Annotated in this window: 12 protein-coding genes; 10 read left to right on the top strand and 2 right to left on the bottom strand. The window is 68.6% G+C overall.

The window, feature by feature from the left end:
• The first annotated feature begins 145 nt into the window (after positions 1–145).
• The 8 genes from XAN126_RS0107240 to XAN126_RS0107205 all read left to right on the top strand — a co-directional run bounded on the left by XAN126_RS0107240 (position 146) and on the right by XAN126_RS0107205 (position 10,500).
• Positions 146–1,375 (top strand): ABC transporter substrate-binding protein, encoded by a 1,230-nt coding sequence (locus tag XAN126_RS0107240; protein WP_024277926.1) that lies wholly within the window; start codon positions 146–148, stop codon positions 1,373–1,375.
• Positions 1,376–1,568: 193 nt separating this feature from the next.
• A complete protein-coding gene (locus XAN126_RS0107235; RefSeq protein WP_024277925.1) occupies positions 1,569–2,441 on the top strand; it encodes a branched-chain amino acid ABC transporter permease in 873 nt (290 codons plus the stop codon).
• Positions 2,442–2,445: 4 nt separating this feature from the next.
• Positions 2,446–4,290 carry a branched-chain amino acid ABC transporter ATP-binding protein/permease gene (locus tag XAN126_RS0107230; protein ID WP_024277924.1) on the top strand — a complete coding sequence of 615 codons (1,845 nt, stop codon included), beginning with the start codon at positions 2,446–2,448 and terminating at the stop codon, positions 4,288–4,290.
• Positions 4,274–4,978 (top strand): ABC transporter ATP-binding protein, encoded by a 705-nt coding sequence (locus XAN126_RS0107225; RefSeq protein WP_024277923.1) that lies wholly within the window; start codon positions 4,274–4,276, stop codon positions 4,976–4,978. Before XAN126_RS0107230 ends, XAN126_RS0107225 begins: the two co-directional genes overlap by 17 nt.
• A gap of 16 nt (positions 4,979–4,994) precedes the next feature.
• A complete protein-coding gene (locus tag XAN126_RS0107220; protein WP_024277922.1) occupies positions 4,995–5,822 on the top strand; it encodes a shikimate dehydrogenase in 828 nt (275 codons plus the stop codon).
• The gene (locus tag XAN126_RS0107215; protein WP_024277921.1) at positions 5,819–6,571 is read left to right on the top strand and encodes an SDR family oxidoreductase; all 753 of its coding nucleotides are present in this window, start codon (positions 5,819–5,821) and stop codon (positions 6,569–6,571) included. The genes XAN126_RS0107220 and XAN126_RS0107215 overlap by 4 nt, the downstream gene beginning before the upstream one ends.
• 103 nt (positions 6,572–6,674) lie before the next feature.
• On the top strand, positions 6,675–8,876 hold the full coding sequence (locus XAN126_RS0107210) for an alpha-ketoacid dehydrogenase subunit alpha/beta (protein ID WP_024277920.1): 2,202 nt from the start codon (positions 6,675–6,677) through the stop codon (positions 8,874–8,876).
• Positions 8,877–8,895: 19 nt separating this feature from the next.
• A complete protein-coding gene (locus XAN126_RS0107205) occupies positions 8,896–10,500 on the top strand; it encodes a GMC family oxidoreductase N-terminal domain-containing protein (RefSeq protein ID WP_024277919.1) in 1,605 nt (534 codons plus the stop codon).
• An 87-nt stretch (positions 10,501–10,587) separates the two neighbouring features.
• Here XAN126_RS0107205 and infA read toward each other — a convergent pair whose 3' ends face one another.
• Entirely contained in the window at positions 10,588–10,863 is a 276-nt protein-coding gene (gene infA / locus XAN126_RS0107200) for a translation initiation factor IF-1 (protein WP_012115181.1), read from the bottom strand.
• A gap of 148 nt (positions 10,864–11,011) precedes the next feature.
• Entirely contained in the window at positions 11,012–12,664 is a 1,653-nt protein-coding gene (locus tag XAN126_RS0107195) for a DEAD/DEAH box helicase (protein WP_024277918.1), read from the bottom strand.
• 451 nt (positions 12,665–13,115) lie between these two features.
• On the opposite strand from XAN126_RS0107195, the gene XAN126_RS0107190 reads away from it, so the two are divergent.
• A complete protein-coding gene (locus XAN126_RS0107190; RefSeq protein ID WP_024277917.1) occupies positions 13,116–13,640 on the top strand; it encodes a DedA family protein in 525 nt (174 codons plus the stop codon).
• A 189-nt stretch (positions 13,641–13,829) separates the two neighbouring features.
• Positions 13,830–14,627 carry a molybdate ABC transporter substrate-binding protein gene (modA, locus tag XAN126_RS0107185; protein ID WP_024277916.1) on the top strand — a complete coding sequence of 266 codons (798 nt, stop codon included), beginning with the start codon at positions 13,830–13,832 and terminating at the stop codon, positions 14,625–14,627.
• Positions 14,628–14,651: the final 24 nt, after the last annotated feature.

Here is a 14,651-nt window from a genome sequence, read left to right as displayed (position 1 = left end):
GTCAGGCAACTTGGTTATCTGCATTATCCGCGGCGCCAGAGGGGAAGGCGGCCACGCCGGACCTCAGCCGAAGGGCACGAAAACCGTGCCCGAGCAACGGTTTGAATCGCCCGGCCCGAACCGGGGTCGGCGGAGGGAGGAAACCATGAAGTTGTTTGCGCGGGCGGCGATCGCCGCCGCAATGCTTGCTGCCGTGCCGCTGGCTGCGACCCAGCCCGCAGCGGCGCAGGGCACCGTGAAGTTCGGCGCCCTCTATCCCTTCTCCGGCACCCTCGCGCTGCTCGGCGACGAGAGCTTCCGCGGCTTCGAGCTGGCGGTGGAAGAGCGCAACGCGGCCGGCGGCCTCAACGGCCAGAAGATCGAGTTCATCAAGGGTGACGCGGTCGATCCCAACCAGGCGGTCGGCGAGGCCCGGCGCCTCACCTCGGTGGACAAGGTCTCGGCCATCTTCGGCACCTATTCCTCGTCCCTCTCGCTGGCGGCGACGCAGGTGACGGAACTCGCCAACATTCCGTATTTCGAGCTGGGCGCCATCTCCGATCCCATCACCGAGCGCGGCTTCAAGTACGTGTTCCGCACCAACGCCACGGCGCGCGATTTCGCCAACCGCATGGTCGATTCGATCATCGAGGCCATCGCCCCGGCGCTGAACGCCAAGCCCGGCGATCTCAAGATCGGCATCATCCACGAGGACAGCCTCTACGGCCAGACCGTCTCCGGCTATCAGAAGTCCCGCGCCAAGGAGAAGGGCCTCAACGTGGTCGAGGTGCTGCCCTATTCGGCGAAGTCGGTGGACCTCACCCCGGTCATCCTGCGCCTGAAGTCCGCGGGCGCCGACGTGGTGCTCCAGACCTCCTATCAGAACGACACCGTGCTGTTCTTCCGCCAGATGAAGGACCAGGGCTACAAGCCCAAGGCGGTTATGGGCGCCGGCGGCGGCTATTCCACCCGTGACACCATGCAGGCCGTGGGCGCGGAAAACATGGAAGGCGCCCTCGACGTCGACTTCACCCAGTACAACACCAACCCCAAGGCGGCGCCGGGCATCACCGAGTTCGCGGCGAAGTACAAGGCCAAGTACGGCATCGAGCCGCGCTCCGGCCACTCGCTCGCCAACTACATGGGCGCCAAGGTGTTCTTCGACGCCATCGCCAGCGCCAAGAGCACGGACGCCGACAAGGTGCGCGCCGCCGTCCTCGCGGTGGACATCCCCGTCGGCCAGACCGCGACCGGCTGGGGCGCCAAGTTCTCCGAGCAGGGCCAGAACACCCGCGCGGTGCCCTTCCTGATGCAGTGGCAGGGCGGCAACCTCGTCACCGTGTTCCCGACGGACGCCGCTGTCGCCAAGATGAAGACCGGCATCGGCGCCAACTGAGCATCAAACTGAGGCGGCGGACCTCCCGCGCCGCCCTGCCCCGCCCGGTCTGGCTCCGGGCGGGGCCCTTCGACACCGGACCGGCGCAGCCCGCTGCGCCCTCGGCCGAAGCCGCGCCCCTGCGCCGGCGCGGCGCCGGTTCGCTGCGCCCCGACGGCACGCCTCACCCACCTGCGCACTGGAGCCAAGCGCGATGGACGTTCTTATCCAGCTGGTGCTCAACGGCATATTGCTCGGCAGCATGTATGCCATCATCAGCGTCGGCCTCACCCTGATCTTCGGCATCGTGCGGGTGGTGAACTTCGCCCATGGCGAGTTCCTGATGGTGGGCATGTATGCCGCCTATCTGCTGGCCGCGAAGTTCGGCCTGCACCCCTATGCCGCCGCGGTGCCCATCGTGATCCTGCTGTTCGCCATCGGCGCAGCGGTGCAGCGCTTCCTCATCCAGCCGCTGCTGGGGGCCGAGGAGCACATCCAGATCTTCGCCACTGTCGGCCTCTCCACCGCGCTAGTGAACCTCGCGCTGCTGGTGTTCGGCGCCGACCTCTATTCCATCCCCCCGTCGGCCGCGCAGGGCTCGGTGATGGTGGGCGGCTTCTCCCTGGTGAAGGGACAGCTCGTGATGTTCGTGTGCGCCCTGGCGCTGGTCGCCGGGCTGCACCTCTTCATGCAATCCACCGCGCTCGGCCGCGCCATCCGCGCCACCGCGCAGAACCGCAATGCGGCGCTACTCATGGGCGTGAAGGTGGACCAGATCTACGTCATCGCCTTCGGCATCGGCGCCGGCTGCGTGGGCCTCGCCGCGGCGCTGGTGATGCCGCTCTATCCGGTGACGCCCACCATCGGCACCTACTTCGTGCTCACCGCCTTCGTGGTGGTGGTGCTGGGCGGGATGCGCTCCATGTACGGCGCCTTCTTCGGCGCCATGATCATCGGCCTCGTGGACAGCCTCTCCGGCTACTACATCGCCCCCGACCTGAAGGAAGTCGTCTATTTCGCGCTCTTCCTCGCCATTCTCATCTTCAAGCCCACCGGCCTGTTCGGCCTCGGCCGCGGCACGGAGTGATCCGATGAGCCTTCAAGACTCCTCGCCCGCCTCCACCGCCCCGGTGTCGGCTGGCGGCCCCTCGCTCCTCTCCCGCATCACCAATCCGCGGGTCTATTGCGCGCTCCTCGCGCTCTCGCTGCTGGTCATCATCCCGGCCTGGTCGGGCTCGACCTTCGTGATCCACGTCTTCGTCACCATCTGCGTGTTCGGGGCGCTGGCGACCGCGTGGAACATCCTCGGCGGCTACGCCGGCCAACTCTCGCTCGGCCACACCGTGTTCTACGGCATCGGCGGCTATACGGCGGCGCTGCTGCTGGACGGCTTCGGCCTCTCGCCCTGGATCGGCATGATCGGCGGCGCGGCGCTGGCGGCGCTGGTCTCCGTCGGCATCGGCTATCCGTGCTTCCGGCTGCGCGGGCCGTTCTTCTCGCTGGCGACCATCGCCTTTCTTGAGGTGGTGCGGCTGCTGGCCATTCATTTCAACGGCCTCACCGGCGGCTCGGCGGGCCTCGTGGTGCCGCTGCAGATCGGCTGGCCGTGGATGATCTTCCGCGAGAAGATCAACTATCTCTACATCGCCTTCGGCCTGCTGCTCCTGTCGCTCGCGGTCAGCTACGCCATCCGCAACTCGCGGCTCGGCTATGCGCTCACCGCCGTGCGCGAGCGCGACAGCGCGGCCCAGGCGGCGGGCATCAACATCAACGGCGTCAAGCTGTGGGCCATAGCCGCTTCGGCGGCGCTCACGGCGACGGTCGGCACCTTCCACGCCATGTACATGACGTTCCTGGAGCCGGCGACGCTGTTCTCTCTCGCCACCGCCATCGAGATCGCCATGTTCGCCCTGATCGGCGGTCTCGGGACGGTGGCGGGGCCGCTCCTCGGGACTGTGCTCGTGGTGCCGCTGGCGGAACTCGCCCGCGGCTGGCTCGGGGCCTCGGCCAACGGCCTGCACGGCTTCGTCTATGGCACCGTGCTGGTCGTCATCACGCTGACCCTGCCCGGCGGGCTGGTGGGCACCTTCGGCCCGTTCGTCACCCGCCTCATTGACCGGCTGCCCGGCGGCGGGCGAGTGCGGCCGGAGACCGTTGCGCCTCCCGCGAAGGTGGTGGGCGGCACGGTCGGCGAGCCGGTGCTGAAGGCGACCAACCTCGTGAAGCGCTTCGGCGGTCTGGTGGCCACCGACAACGTGTCCCTCACCCTGAAGCGCGGCGAGATCCTCGGCGTCATCGGCCCCAACGGCGCCGGCAAGACCACCGTCTTCGCCCAGCTCTCCGGCTTCCTCGCGCCCAATGCCGGCACGGTGGAGCTCCTGGGACAGGACGGCAAATGGCACCAGCCGAAGACGCCCGACGCCTTCGCCCGCCTCGGCATCGGCCGCACCTTCCAGATCGTCCAGCCGTTCGGCAAGCTGACGGTGCTGGAGAACATCATGATCGGAGCCTTCCTGCGCCATCGCTCGGTGGACGACGCCCGCGCCGTGGCGCTGCGCGTGGCCCGCACCGTCGGCCTCTACGAGGTGAAGGATATGGAGGCCGGCACCCTGCCCATCGGCGGCCTGAAAAGGCTGGAGGTGGCGCGCACGCTCGCCACCGAGCCGACCATCCTCCTCCTCGACGAAGTGATGGCGGGGCAGAGCCAGTCCGACACGCTGAAGATGGTGGAGCTGGTGCGCGCCATCCGCGACAGCGGCGTCACCGTCATCGCCATCGAGCACAACATGCAGGCCATCATGAGCCTCTCGGACCGCATCGTCGTCATCGACAGCGGCAAGGTGATCGCGGAGGGCGCGCCGGAGACCGTCGTGCGCGAGCGCCGGGTGATCGAGGCCTATCTCGGGGAGGATTTCGTCCATGCTCAAGGTCTCTGACGTGACCGCCGGCTACGGCCGGACCGTCATCCTCCAGGGCCTCTCGCTGAACGTGGGGCGGGGCGAGGTCGTCACCATCATCGGCTCCAACGGCGCCGGCAAGACGACTCTCCTGCGCACCATCTCCGGCCTGGTGAAGCCCACCTCCGGCTCCATCGAGTTCGACGGCAAGCGAATCGACCGCATGAGCCCGGACGAGATCGTCGGCTCCGGCCTCATCATGGTGCCGGAGGCGCGCCAGCTCTTCCCTGTCATGACCGTGCGCGACAACGTGCTGATGGGTGGCTACCACCCGAACGTCCGCGCCGGGATGATGGAGCGCTTCGAGGAAGTGCTGGACATCTTCCCCCGCGTCCGCGAGCGCCTCTCCCAGCTCGCCGGCTCCCTCTCCGGCGGCGAGCAGCAGATGGTGGCCATCGCCCGCGGGCTGATGGCGAAGCCGAAGCTCTTGATGCTGGACGAGCCCTCCCTCGGCCTCGCGCCCATCATCGTCGGGCAGATGTTCGATGTCATCGACCGCATCTGCAAGAGCGGCACCACGGTTCTCCTCGTGGAGCAGAAGGCGTTCCACGCGCTGAAGATCGCCGACCGCGCCTATGTGATCGAGAACGGCGAGATCGCCATCGAGAACACCGGCGCGGGCCTACTCGCCGACCCGCACATCAAGACCGCCTATCTCGGCATCTGAGACCGGACCTTTGCCCATGACCGCCCCGACATCCCGCGAGATTTCCGGCCTCACCAAGGTCTACGGCATCCTCGCGGACCCCATCCATCACGTGAAGACGCCGCAGATGCTCAACGCGCTCATGGCGCGCGAGGGCCGCGACGGCGTGATGGTGCCCTTCCACGTCTCCTCCGAAGAGCTGCCGCGCCTCGTGGATGGCCTGAAGGCCATGAAGAGCCTCGGCGGCTTCGTGGTGACGGTGCCGCACAAGACCGCCATCGTGGACCTTCTGGACGAGGTCTCCGACAGCGCCAGCCGCATCGGCGCCTGCAACGTGGTGCGCCGGGAGGAAGACGGGCGGCTGGTCGGCGACATGCTGGACGGCAAGGGCTTCGTCGGCGGGCTCATCGCGGCCGGCATCGATCCGAAGGGCAAGAGCGTCTATCTCGCGGGCGCCGGCGGGGCGGCCAATGCCATTGCCTTCGCCTTTGTGGAGGCCGGCGTCGCCCGCCTCACCATCGCCAACCGCACGCGGGCCAAAGCGGAAGACCTCGCCCAACGCCTCGCGGAGGCCTTCCCGGGCGCGCCGGTGGAGATCGGCACGGCCGACCCTGAAGGCCACGACATCGTCGCCAACGCCACCTCGCTGGGACTGAAGGCGGGCGATGCCCTGCCGCTCGACGCATCGCGGCTGGCGAGCGACCAGATCGTCGCCGAGGTCATCATGCAGCCGGAGGAAACCGCCATCCTCGCCGCCGCCAAGGCGAAGGGCTGCCGCACCCATCCCGGCAAGCCCATGCTGGTGTGCCAGCTGGACCTGATGGCCGACTTCCTCGGCATGCGCTCCCTGGGAGCGGCCTCGTGACCGGCGCGCTGGCGGGCCGCTGCGCCTTCATCACCGGCGGCGCCTCGGGCATCGGCCTCGCGGTGGCGCGGGCCTTCCGGGCGGAGGGCGCCTCCCTCGTATTGCTCGATCTTGATCCCGCCGCCGCGTCCATCGCGGAAGAGCTGGGCGAGACCCTCGCCGTCAAGGGCTCGGTGACGCGCAAAGCGGATATCGTGGCCGCCTTCGATGCCGCCGAGGTGCGGTTCGGGCCGGTGGACATCTGCCTCGCCAATGCCGGCGTCTCGCAGAATGCCCCCACCCTCTCGGTGAGCGAGGAGGAGTGGGAGCGCGTCATCTCCATCAACCTCACCGGCGTGTTCCTCACCGCGCAGGAGGCCGGCCGGCGGATGATCGCGCAGGGCGGCGGCTCGCTGCTGCTCATGGCCTCCATGTACGGCATCGTCGCCGCGCCGGAGCGCATCGGCTACTGCGCCTCCAAGGCCGGCGTCGCCATGATGGCCAAGGCGCTCTCCTGCGAGTGGGCGCGCGAGGGCGTGCGGGTGAATGCCCTCGCCCCCGGCTACGTGCGCACCCCCTTCCTCGACGACCTCGCCCAGCGCGGCCGCCTCGACCTCGACAGGCTCCGCGCCCGCACCCCCATGGGCCGGCTGATCGAGACCGAGGAGGTGGCCCGCATGGCGGTCTTCCTCGCCTCCGATCAGGCGAGCGCCGTGACCGGTCAGGTCATGGCCGTCGATGGCGGCTGGACCGCCTACGGCTACCTCTGAACACGTCTGCGGCGGGTGCCGCAGGCCCAGGAACGAAACGTTTTAATTGACGGTCCCGACGCCACTCCGAGCGCAGGAGGACGCCGCGGCACGGAGACAAGAGATGCCCGAGACCATTGCCCTTCATCCCGTCGCGCCCTGGGTCGAACTGAAGTCCACGGAGGCCGATTGGGCCGCCGCCGACCCGGCTTTGCTGAAGGAGCTGCTGGCGCAGATGGCGCTCATCCGCGCCTTCGAGGAGAAGGTGCTGGAGCTGGCCGGCGAAGGCCTCGTGCACGGCCCGGCCCATTCCTCCATCGGCCAGGAGGGCGGCGCGGCCGGCTCCATCGTGGGCCTGCGCCCCACCGATCAGGTCAACGGCTCCCATCGCGGCCATCACCAGTTCCTCGCGAAAGCCCTCGCCTACGTCGCCCCCGGGCTCGATCCCACCGCGCCGCTCAGCGATGACACCCACGCCCTGCTCCACCGCTCACTCGCCGAAATCCTCGGCCTCGAGCCCGGCTTCGGCCACGGGCGCGGCGGCTCCATGCATCTGCGCTGGGGGGAGGCGGGGGCCATCGGCACCAATGCCATCGTCGGCGGCGGCGTGCCGCTGGCAGCGGGCGCCGCCTTCGCCCACAAGCGCGCGGGCACGGGGGATGTGGCCATCTCCTATTTCGGCGACGGCGCGGTGAATATCGGCGCGGTGCTGGAGACGATGAACCTCGCGGCTGCGTGGGATCTGCCGCTGCTCTTCTTCATCGAGAACAACGGCTATGCGGTCGCCACCACCGTGGACGAGGCGACCCGCGAGACCCGCCTCTCCGGCCGTGGCACCGGCTTCGGCATTCCCTCCTGGAAGGTGGATGGCATGGACCCGCTGGCGGTCCATCTCGCCACGCAGGAAGCGCTGAAGATCATGCGCGCGGGCAAGGGCCCGGCAGTGATCGAGGCGGACGTCTACCGCTATTTCCACCAGAATGGCGCCTTGCCCGGCTCCGCCTTCGGCTATCGCACCAAGGAGGAGGAGGCTTCCTGGCGCGCCCGCGATCCCATCAAGCGCACCGGCGCGGCGCTGGTGGCGCGCGGCGTGCTCACGCAGGATGATCTCGACGCTCTCACCGAACGCGCGCAAGCGGCCATGGCCGACGCCGCCGCGCAGCTCGTCGAGACCGTGGGCAACAAGCGCCGGGTGATGCCCGGCATGTGGCCGGACGTGTCCTTCGTGGACGAGGGCATCCGTGGCGATCTCTCCGAACTTTCGGGCAAGCGGGCCGAGGAGGAGGCGACCTATCGCGGGCGCCTTGCCGAGCGCAAGTTCGTGGACGCCATCGCCGACGTGCTCCACCGCCGCTTCGAGACGGACGAGCGCTTCGTCATCATGGGCGAGGACATCCACAAGCTGAAGGGCGGCACCAACGGCGCCACGCGCGGCCTCGCCGCCGCCTTCCCCGACCGCTGCCTCGGCACGCCCATCTCCGAAGGCGCGTTCGCGGGCCTTGCCGGCGGCATCGCCATGGACCGCCGCTACCGGCCCATCATCGAGTTCATGTATCCCGACTTCATGTGGGTCGCCGCCGACCCGGTGTTCAACCAGATCGGCAAGGCCCGCCACATGTTCGGGGCGGACGTTCCGGTGCCCCTGGTGCTGCGAACCAAGATCGCCATGGGCACGGGCTACGGCTCCCAGCATTCGCTGGACCCGGCGGGCGTGTTCGCCACCTCCCCCGGCTGGCGCATCGTCGCGCCCTCTACCCCGTTCGATTACGTGGGCCTGATGAATGCCGCACTGACCTGCGAGGACCCGGTGCTCGTGATCGAGCATGTGGACCTCTACCAGACCTCCGGCGCCATTCCCGACGGCGACCTCGACTACATCATCCCCTTCGGCAAGGCGAAGGTGGTGCGGCCCGGGGCCGAACTCACCATCCTCACCTATTCCGCCATGGTCCACCGCAGCCGCGAGGCGGTGGAAGAGCTGGGGCTCGACGCCGAGATCATCGACCTCAGGTCCCTCGACCGCGCCGGGCTCGACTGGGACACCATCGGCGAGAGCATCATGAAGACCAACAACGTGCTCATCGTGGAGCAGGGCTCCCTCTCCACCTCCTATGGCGGCTTCCTCGCTGACGAGATCCAGCGCCGCTATCTCGACTGGCTGGACCAGCCGGTGCAGCGCGTGACCGGCAAGATCGCCTCGCCCACCATCTCCAAGGTGCTGGAGCGCGCCGCCTTCGCCGGCAAGGAAGAGGTCATCGCGGGCCTGGCCGTCACCATGGCCGCGAAGGGCATGCCGCTGCCGGGAATGCCCGGCGCCGCCCGCTAATTCGATCGGGTTCAGAACGATGGACAGTTTCGATTACATCGTGGTGGGCGGCGGCACCGCTGGGTGCATCCTCGCCGCCCGGCTCTCGGAAGACCCGCGCCGGCGCGTGCTGCTGCTGGAAGCCGGCGGCACCGACAAGGGCTTCTGGGTGCCCATCCCGGCCGGCTTCTCCAAGCTCCTGTCGGGCCGCGCCTTCAACTGGCGCTTCAACACCGAGCCGGAGCCCAACACCTATAACCGCCCCATCGTGGTGCCGCGCGGCAAGGGACTCGGCGGCTCGACGCTCATCAACGGCATGATCTTCGTGCGCGGGCAGAAGCAGGATTTCGACGGCTGGGCCCAGCGCGGCGCCACCGGCTGGGGCTATGACGACGTCCTGCCCTATTTCAAGAAGTTCGAGCGCTTCGACGAGCCGGATGCAGACCCCAGCGTGCGCGGCACGGACGGTCCCATCAGCATCGTGCGCGTGACCGAGCGGCCGGTGCTCTCCGAGGCCTTCCTCTCGGCGGCCGAGGAGGCCGGCTTTCCCCGCAATCCCGATTACAACGGGAAGGATCAGGAAGGCTTCGGCTATTATCAGGTGAACCAGCGCGGCGGCCGGCGCTGGACCGTGGTGGACGGCTATCTGCGCCCTGCCCTCTCCCGCCCCAACCTCAAGGTCGTCACCCACGCGCAGGCCCTGCGCCTCGCGCTCGACGGGCGGCGGGTGACCGGCGTGGTGTATCGGCGGGATGGGAAGGAAGAGACGGCGTTCACGGCCGGCGAGGTGCTGCTCACCGCCGGCGCGGTGCAGTCACCCCATCTGATGGAACTCTCCGGCATCGGCCATCCGGACGTGCTGAAGGCGGCGGGCATCCCCGTGGTCCATGCGCTGCCGGGCGTCGGCAACAATTATCAGGACCATTTCGCCACCCGCATGAACTGGCGGGTGAAGGAGCCCATCACCCTCAACGAGCAGACGCGCGGCATCGCCCTCGCCAAGGCGGTGGCGCAGTATTTCCTCACCCGCAAGGGCATCCTCACGCTGGGCACGGGCCTCGCCCATGGCTTCGTGAAGACGCGGCCGGGGCTGGCCGGGCCGGATGTCCAGTACTTCTTCATGCACGCGAGCTACGCCAACGCCGCCGACCGGTCGCTGGACCATCTGCCGGGCATGACCATCGGCGTCACCCAGTTGCGGCCCCACTCGGTGGGCTCGATCCATGCGAAGAGCGCCGACCCGCTGACGCCGCCGGCCATCCGGCCCAACTTCCTCGCCGTGGAGGAAGACCGTGCCTGCCTTGCCGCCGGCATGCGGATCGCCCGCGACATCGTCGGGCAGACGGCCATGGACCCTTACCGCGCCTTCGAGATGAACCCCGGGCCGGACTGCCGGAGCGACGCCGACTTCGTGGAGTTCGCCCGCCGCACCGGGCAGACCATCTACCATCCCGTCGGCACCTGCAGCATGGGCACCGGGCCGCAGGCGGTGGTGGACCCGCATCTGCGCGTCGTCGGCCTTTCCGGCCTGCGCGTGGTGGACGCCTCGGTGATGCCGACGCTGGTCTCCGCCAACACGGCGGCGGCGGTGATGATGGTGGCGGAGAAGGCGGCCGATCTCATCAAGGCGGACGGCAGGGCCTAGCCAGCGGCTGCGCTACGTCAAACGCCAAAAGCCGGCGCGGGGATTTCCCCGGCCGGCGCCGAATGCCCTGTCCGCGATCCCGAGGGATCAGCGGCGGCGGAAATTCTGCTGACGGCGTGCGCCGGGCGGCGGGGCGTTGCCCTCGGCCTTGTGGCGGAAGTTGATCCGGCCGCGATCGAGATCGTAAGGCGACATCTCCACCACCACACGGTCGCCCTCGATGGTGCGGATGCGGTTCTTCTTCATCTTGCCGGCCGCATAGGCCAGGATCTGGTGGTCGTTGTCGAGCCGGACCCGGAAATTGCCGTCCGGCAGCACTTCGGTCACAGTCCCCTCGAACTCCAGCAGTTCTTCCTTCGCCATATAGTCGTCTCCAGCTGTCCCGCGCCGCGGGACGAATTTGGCGGGCTTATCTCACAAAATCGCCCGATTTCCCATAGGTGGGATACGCCGGCCCGGGAAAAAGGCCCGGCGTGTCCTGTTCAACGCAGTGTGACGCGCGAGCGGATGCTCAGTTCACAGGCCGCTTGGCACCGGCAGGGCGGCCCGCAGGACGCTCGCCCCGGTTGGACACCGCCTTCATGAAGCCAAGGCCGCCAAGATCGTTGCCGGGACGCGAACCACGCTCACCGCCACGATCGCCCGCCCGCTCGCCGCCACGGCCTTCGCCCTGGGGACGCGCGCCACGGCCTTCACCGCTGCGGTTCTGGCCGTCGCGACGGCCGGCGCCGTTGCCGGCACCCTGGCCATTGCGATGACCCTCGGCGGCACGCTCGGCACGCGGCTGGGCGGCACGGGCCGGACGGCCTTCGCCGGCCGGACGCTCACCGCGCGGCTCACGCTGCTCGCGGCCTTCGGCGCGCTGGCCCTGGCCACGCCCACCTTCACGGCCTTCGGGACGCGGCCCCCGCGAACGCTGCGGGCCACGCTGGCCGGGACGGCCGCCGCGACCACCGATGAAATCGTTGCGCTCGGCGGTCTCGTCACGCTCCTCGAGCTCGATCGGCGGCGCATCGGGAATGTTGAAGCGCATGCCTGCGCCGCGACGGTCGGTGGCCGGGATCTGCAGCTTGATGAGCCGCTCGATGGACTTGAGATACGCCCTCTCCTCGTGATCGCAGAAGGAGATGGCGATGCCCTCGCGGCCGGCGCGCGCGGTGCGGCCGATGCGGTGTACGTAGCTTTCGGGCACGTTGGGCAGGTCGTAATTGATGACGTGGCTGACGCCGGTCACGTCGATGCCGCGGGCTGCAATGTCGGTGGCGATCAGGGTGCGGATCTTGCCTTCGCGGAAGGCGAGGAGCACGCGGTCGCGCTGGTTCTGCGACTTGTTGCCGTGGATCGCCTCGGCGGCGATGCCGCACTTGGCGAGCACGCGCACTACCTTGTCCGCGCCGTGCTTGGTGCGGGCGAAGACGAGGGCGCGGTCGATATCCTCGGTGGACAGCACCTCGGCGAGGAGCTGGCCCTTGTTGGGCTTGTCCACGTGGATGACGCGCTGCTCCACCCGGTCGGCGGTCTTGGCCACCGGGGTGACGGCGACGCGCACCGGATCATGCAGCATGCCGCCCGCCAGCTCGGCGATGGCCGGGGGCATGGTGGCGGAGAAGAACAGCGAGTGCCGCTTGTGCGGCAGCCGGCGCACGATGGCGCGGATGGCATGGACGAAGCCCATGTCCAGCATCTGGTCGGCCTCGTCGAGGACGAGCACCTCGACCTGATCCAGCTTCACCGCGTGGTTTTCCACGAGGTCCATGAGCCGGCCGGGGGTGGCCACGAGCACGTCAACGCCGCGGGCAAGGGCCCGGATCTGCCGGCCCATGGGCACGCCGCCGATGGCGAGCGTGACCGAGATGTTGGCGTGGCGGCCGAACTTCTCGAAATTGTCGACGATCTGGCCGGACAATTCGCGGGTCGGCGAGAGCACCAGCGCACGGACGGACTTGGGGTCCGGACGGCGGGGATGGCGCACGAGGCGATCGAGGATGGGAAGGGCGAAGGCAGCGGTCTTGCCGGTGCCGGTCTGGGCGATGCCGATCAGGTCGCGGCCGTTGAGGACCTGCGGGATGGCTTCAGCCTGGATGGGGGTGGGAGTGACGTGATTCGCTTCGGTAAGGGCGCGAACGATGGGCTCGGCAAGGCCGAGGCTCGAAAAAGAGGTCAAGCTCTGACTTTCATATGCGAGCGGCACCGGCGCAGCCTTTTGGGCGCGGCGCGGCTCGCGGGATTTCGACATCCCGCGTGGCCAGGGGTGTCCAGGGCAAAAGATGATATCGGGCAAAGCCGCTTGCGATGCCTCACCGACGAAACGCCATGTCACGGCGTCGTCCAGATCGAAGCTCCAGCGGTCTCCGCTACGCGGCCCGAGCGCGCTAAGGGGAGGAAAGCAACTGCCTCCATCGGCGCGATGCACCGCATATGGACGAGACCCGTGACGATTTCAAGGCGAATGGTTGGGCAGGCGCAGCTTTGTCGGCTTCCGGATGCGCCCCGTGGCGCCATTTCGCCCGAATGTGCGTCCAGAAGGTAAGGAACCAGCAGGCGCCGCGGGAGTAGAATGCGGCGGGGCCTTGGGCCCGGGGGCCGCGACACCGATCCTTGCGGCAGGAGAAGACATGTTCGATCTGTCCGCCATCGTCGCCACCACCACCGCCTTCGTCGAGCAGCACCATTACCTCGCGCCGGCCGTGGTGTTCGGGCTCGCCTTCGGGGAATCGCTGGCGCTGATCTCCTTCTTCATTCCCGCCACCGTTCTGCTGCTCGCCATCGGCGCGCTGATCGAGGCGGCGGGGCTGCACTTCTTCCCCATCTGGCTCGCCGCCGCCGCAGGCGCGGCGCTGGGCGACGCGGTCTCCTACTGGTTCGGCTTCCACTACAAGGAGCGTGCGAAGGACTTCTGGCCGCTCTCGCGCCGGCCGGACCTCGTGGCCCGCGCCGAGGACTTCTTCCAGCGCTTCGGCATATGGGGTGTCGCCATCGGCCGCTTCTTCGGCCCCCTGCGCGCCGTGGTGCCGCTGATCGCCGGCGTGCTGGCCATGCGCCAGACCCACTTCCAGGTGGCCAACGTCGCGAGCGCCGGCCTGTGGGCCTTCGCCATGCTCGCACCCGGCGCCGCCGCGCTGAAGCTGATGGGGCTCTGAGCGCGCCACGCCTGTGCGCGGCTTCATGCCGCACTGCAGCAAAGACGATCCCACGCCAGAGCCTTGGCGGTATCCTGAACCGCTTCCTGCCCGTAGGTGCCCCTTCGGAAGGGGAGAGCCTATTGTCTCGCAGCGGCATCCTGTATATCGATGGACATATCACAGGCCCATTGCCGAGGTGCCATTGCCATGTCCGGATTTCCCGCCTCCTTCCTTGCCTCCCGCCGCCTGATCGTTGGTCTCGTCCTCTCGGCGTTTGCCGCCGCGCCGCTGCCCGCGGCCGCGCAGGAGACCGTGACCGTGTTCGCCGCCGCGAGCCTCACCAACGCGATGCAGGACATCGCCAAGGCCTATGAGACCAAGGGCAGCAAGGATGCCATCAAGTTCTCCTTCGCCGCCTCCTCGGCGCTGGCCAAGCAGATGGAGGCCGGCGCGCCCGCCAACATCTTCGCCTCCGCCGACTTGAAGTGGATGGACTATACCGACGGCAAGGGCCTGACCCTGCCCGCCACCCGCGTGAAGCTGCTCGGCAACGAGCTGGTGCTGGTCGCCCCCGCCGACAAGGCAAAGCCGGTGACCATCTCCAAGAGCCTCGATGTGGACGCCCTCCTCGGCCCCAACGGCCGCATCGCCACCGGCCTCACCGACAGCGTGCCGGTGGGCGTGTACACCAAGCAGGCCTTCACCAATCTCGGCCTGTGGGACAAGATCGCCCCCCGCATCGTCGGCGCCGAGAGCGTGCGCGCGGCGCTGGCGCTGGTGGAGCGCGGCGAGGTGCCCTACGGCGTCGTCTATGCCACCGATGCCGCCATCGCCAAGAATGTGAAGGTGGTCGCGACCTTCCCGGCCGACAGCTATCCGCCCGTCGATTACCCCTTCGCCCTCGTGAAGGGGCAGGACACCCCCGCCGCCAAGGCCTTCTTCGCCTTCATCCAGAGCCCCGAGGCCAAGGCCATCTTCAAGAAGTACGGCTTCTCGGTGAACTGATCCGCCCGGCGCGGGGCAGCGCGC

This window comes from Xanthobacter sp. 126 (assembly GCF_000526175.1).
Taxonomy (GTDB): domain Bacteria; phylum Pseudomonadota; class Alphaproteobacteria; order Rhizobiales; family Xanthobacteraceae; genus Xanthobacter; species Xanthobacter aminoxidans.
Note: the sequence above shows the minus strand (reverse complement) of the source record. Positions and strands in the feature narration are given on the sequence as shown.

Coding starts and splice junctions, on each gene's coding strand:
- XAN126_RS0107240 (WP_024277926.1), top strand. CDS start 146: ATGAAGTTGTTTGCGCGGGCGGCGATCGCCGCCGCAATGCTTGCTGCC.
- XAN126_RS0107235 (WP_024277925.1), top strand. CDS start 1,569: ATGGACGTTCTTATCCAGCTGGTGCTCAACGGCATATTGCTCGGCAGC.
- XAN126_RS0107230 (WP_024277924.1), top strand. CDS start 2,446: ATGAGCCTTCAAGACTCCTCGCCCGCCTCCACCGCCCCGGTGTCGGCT.
- XAN126_RS0107225 (WP_024277923.1), top strand. CDS start 4,274: ATGCTCAAGGTCTCTGACGTGACCGCCGGCTACGGCCGGACCGTCATC.
- XAN126_RS0107220 (WP_024277922.1), top strand. CDS start 4,995: ATGACCGCCCCGACATCCCGCGAGATTTCCGGCCTCACCAAGGTCTAC.
- XAN126_RS0107210 (WP_024277920.1), top strand. CDS start 6,675: ATGCCCGAGACCATTGCCCTTCATCCCGTCGCGCCCTGGGTCGAACTG.
- XAN126_RS0107205 (WP_024277919.1), top strand. CDS start 8,896: ATGGACAGTTTCGATTACATCGTGGTGGGCGGCGGCACCGCTGGGTGC.
- infA (WP_012115181.1), bottom strand. CDS start 10,863: ATGGCGAAGGAAGAACTGCTGGAGTTCGAGGGGACTGTGACCGAAGTG.
- XAN126_RS0107190 (WP_024277917.1), top strand. CDS start 13,116: ATGTTCGATCTGTCCGCCATCGTCGCCACCACCACCGCCTTCGTCGAG.
- modA (WP_024277916.1), top strand. CDS start 13,830: ATGTCCGGATTTCCCGCCTCCTTCCTTGCCTCCCGCCGCCTGATCGTT.